This window comes from Azonexus sp., assembly GCF_036170495.1.
Taxonomy (GTDB): domain Bacteria; phylum Pseudomonadota; class Gammaproteobacteria; order Burkholderiales; family Rhodocyclaceae; genus Azonexus.
In genome coordinates this window covers 1-2,951 of record NZ_JAVHPH010000398.1, presented here as the reverse complement: position 1 = coordinate 2,951, position 2,951 = coordinate 1, and the positions used below count along the sequence as shown (strand labels likewise).

General features: G+C 63.0%; 6 protein-coding genes. All 6 read right to left on the bottom strand.

Annotated features, from left to right (window positions below):
- Positions 1-52 precede the first annotated feature (52 nt).
- Positions 53-250 (bottom strand): rubredoxin, encoded by a 198-nt coding sequence (locus tag ADADOO_RS14740; protein WP_511278263.1) that lies wholly within the window; start codon positions 248-250, stop codon positions 53-55.
- Between the two features lie 11 nt (positions 251-261).
- Complete coding sequence (locus tag ADADOO_RS14735) at positions 262-1,125, bottom strand: hydrogenase expression/formation protein (protein ID WP_511278262.1); 864 nt, start codon at positions 1,123-1,125, stop codon at positions 262-264.
- Entirely contained in the window at positions 1,122-1,592 is a 471-nt protein-coding gene (locus ADADOO_RS14730) for a hypothetical protein (protein WP_511278261.1), read from the bottom strand. The genes ADADOO_RS14735 and ADADOO_RS14730 overlap by 4 nt, the downstream gene beginning before the upstream one ends.
- Entirely contained in the window at positions 1,589-1,891 is a 303-nt protein-coding gene (locus ADADOO_RS14725) for a HypC/HybG/HupF family hydrogenase formation chaperone (protein WP_511278260.1), read from the bottom strand. The genes ADADOO_RS14730 and ADADOO_RS14725 overlap by 4 nt, the downstream gene beginning before the upstream one ends.
- An 81-nt stretch (positions 1,892-1,972) precedes the next feature.
- Positions 1,973-2,587 carry a HyaD/HybD family hydrogenase maturation endopeptidase gene (locus ADADOO_RS14720; protein ID WP_511278259.1) on the bottom strand — a complete coding sequence of 205 codons (615 nt, stop codon included), beginning with the start codon at positions 2,585-2,587 and terminating at the stop codon, positions 1,973-1,975.
- Between the two features lie 8 nt (positions 2,588-2,595).
- A partial coding sequence (gene cybH, locus ADADOO_RS14715; RefSeq protein ID WP_511278258.1) for a Ni/Fe-hydrogenase, b-type cytochrome subunit occupies positions 2,596-2,951 on the bottom strand: 356 nt, incomplete at its 5' end.

Sequence of the window (2,951 nt, the reverse complement as noted above, 5' to 3'; positions counted from 1 at the left end):
TCGTTCGCGGCCGGTCGCATTCCATGGCAAGCCATGGAACCTTGCTCCCTGCTCACTCGGTCACCATAAACTTGTGCTTTGGCGCATCGCAACCCGGGCAACACCAGTCGGCGGGCAAGTCGGCGAACGGCGTAGCGGGCGGAATGCCGCGCACGTCGTCACCCCGCTCCGGGTCATAGACCCACCAGCAGATGCCGCATTCCAGCCGGTCGCCCGGCTGGACATTGAGAAACGAACCTTCGAAGCGCATGAAGGAGGAGACTAAACGGGCTCCACCATCATGTCGAGGTATTCACGCAGGCGTTCGACGGAATCGGTGAAATCCTCGTCGGCGGCGAGCGCCACTTCGGGCATGCCGATGACTTCGATGGCGTTGAGAATCAGCGCATCCATGCTGTTGAAGTACTGCACCCACCAGACGTTGTGCAGCCGCGTGCTGGTGATCCGGCAATTGCCGTAACCGCGCGACAGGATGGAGACTTGGCGGTGGCCGAGCCAGCCGTAGAGCGTGTCGAGATCGGCGTCGCTGACCGGCAACAGCGTCAGGTTGATGACATGGGCCGCGTCGCCCGGCTGCCACGCGGCGGCCTGCATGCGGATTTCTTCGACCAGTGCCTGGGCGTTCATGCAGCCGACCGGGTAGTCGGGCGGCGGCAGATCGGCGGTCGCCGTGGCCAGCATGGTGTCAGTCAGCGCGGCCGGGATGTCGCCGGTTTCGAGGCGGTCGACGACCATCGCGCCGTCGTCGGCCACCTGCAGGACGCGCCAGATACCTGAGAACGCCGTCTCCTGAACGCGCCAGTGTTGCGGCGCCGTCGTGAAGGCGCTGACTTCGCCGAAGCCCATCGACTGGTTGATGACATCGCGCATCGTGGCGTCGAGGTCGCGCAGATTGAGCGTTGCGCCACCGGCAAAGCCGACTTTCTCAGCCTCGTCGACATAGGCGCCGAGCAGGCTGGCCGCACTATTGACCACCTCGGGCGCCACATTGTCAGGCAGGCGCGGCTGCGAGAAGGTTTCCATGCCTTTCGGCATCGGCAGGTAATCCGGCGCTTCCTCGCCTTGCGAGCCGGGGCCCATGGCGACAACGGAAATCGGGAAAGGACGCATCGTGGACGGGTTCATGCGCAGGCTCCTGGCGAGTGGGCCGCGACGACGGGGATGCCGATCGCTTTTTTGGCAAATGCGGGTTGCGCCGGGCCGCTGAGCAGGCAGGCGATTTCGTTCTGGTATTCGTTCCAGTCGCGGATGCCGTTGAGGACGCCGACAAACTGGCCGTCACGCAGGAAAACGACAGCCGGGGCGCGCGGCACACCGTATTGCTGCATCAAGGGCGGGGAAAAATCGGGGCCGGCAACCCAGCGGGCGATTTGATCGCCGACCGGTTTGAGCGCTTCGGGCAGGATGATGCAGGCGTCGAGGACTTCGAGATTGCGCTGCGGGTCTTCGGTGAGGAGCAGGGCGGTCAAACCAGCCGGGAATTCGGGATTGCTACGGTCAACCGGAAAAAAGCCGTGTTTTTGCAAAAGGCGAGCGATGGCTGTTTCGAGTCTTTCGAGCGAGGTCGGGCCGGCTTTGAGTACGAGGCTCATGATGGTTGTGTCCTCAGGAAATCGGGGAGTTGGGGTTGGCGATCAAGATCGGCGAAGAAGGCGGAAAAATCGGTGGCGCCGGCTTGTGCGGCAGCGAGTGCATCGAGCGCCGCATCGATGGCGGCGGCGCGCTCGGCGTCGATGACCTCGCGCGCGGCATCGAGAAAAGTCATGAGCCAGGTGCCTGGCAGTTGCTGTCCAACCAGGCTGAGATCGATCCGCACTTCGCCGCTACGGCCGGCGCAGCGGGCGAAATGCTCGCCACATTCGAGCACCTGAACAGGGATGCCGAGGCACATGTCAAGCCCGCCCTTCCGCCGGGCCGCCCCAAGGCAGGGCGACGCCCCCTCGGGGGGCAGCGAACAGCGTGAGCGTGGGGGTCATACAACCTCCATATTCAGAAAACGCGCGTCGCCTAGGCGATAAGCGACTTCCGCCGGCGGCCGTTCGGATTCATAGACATCCATGGCCAGCGCGTTGTCAGTGATGCTCTCGCTCAGCCCGTGACGCACCCGGCCCGCCGCGCCCCACTTTTCCAGCCAGTCGAGCGCGATGTTGAGGGCTGGCACCATCTGCGCCTTGACGACGTCGCGCAGACTGCCACCGAAGTCTTCGAGCTGCTCGGCCTGAACGCCAACGAGGACGAGCTCGGCGGGCAATTTTTGCGTCAGTTCAGCCGCCATGAGCACTTCCTGAAAGCCGGTCTGGTGCAGACTCATTTTTTTGACGCCCATGAATCGTGGCACCTGATCGCCGACCACGACGCGCAAATTGCCCGGTTCATCACCGTAATCGACCGCGTCGAAGACCAGCAGGCAATCGGCCTCCTGGACGTAGGGCAGCAGGTAAAGACCTTGCGTGCCGCCGTCCATGACCGTCACCTGCGGCGGAAATTCCCAACCGGCGTTGAGGGCTTCGACACAGCGCACGCCGAAACCTTCGTCGGCCCACAGGATGTTGCCGATGCCGAGGACCAGTATGCGTTTGCTGTTCATTGAAAGCTTCAGTCCTTGAACATCCGCCAGCCGCTGATCATCGTCGAGATCAGGCTCTGCCGGCTCATAATGTCCTCGCGGATCGCCGCATAAACATGCACCAGCACGAAAGTCATCATGACCCACATGCCCAGCCGGTGCAGGTTATGCACCTGCATCGAACCGCCGAGGGCCGGAATGACCCAGCCGAACAGCGTGTCCTGCCAGCTGCCCAGCCCGGCGCCTTCGCTGTACAGCGCGAAGCCGGTGAACAGCATGCCGACAGCCAAGATCGTGAAGAAGAAGAACATCATGAGCTGCGCCATCGGATTGTGGCCGACGTATTTCTTCGGCGTCTTTTCGAGGAACAGATACCAGCGCAACT

Excerpts from the sequence above, each read along its gene's own strand:
- ADADOO_RS14740 (WP_511278263.1), bottom strand. The coding sequence starts at position 250 with ATGCGCTTCGAAGGTTCGTTTCTCAATGTCCAGCCGGGCGACCGGCTG.
- ADADOO_RS14735 (WP_511278262.1), bottom strand. The coding sequence starts at position 1,125 with ATGAACCCGTCCACGATGCGTCCTTTCCCGATTTCCGTTGTCGCCATG.
- ADADOO_RS14730 (WP_511278261.1), bottom strand. The coding sequence starts at position 1,592 with ATGAGCCTCGTACTCAAAGCCGGCCCGACCTCGCTCGAAAGACTCGAA.
- ADADOO_RS14725 (WP_511278260.1), bottom strand. The coding sequence starts at position 1,891 with ATGTGCCTCGGCATCCCTGTTCAGGTGCTCGAATGTGGCGAGCATTTC.
- ADADOO_RS14720 (WP_511278259.1), bottom strand. The coding sequence starts at position 2,587 with ATGAACAGCAAACGCATACTGGTCCTCGGCATCGGCAACATCCTGTGG.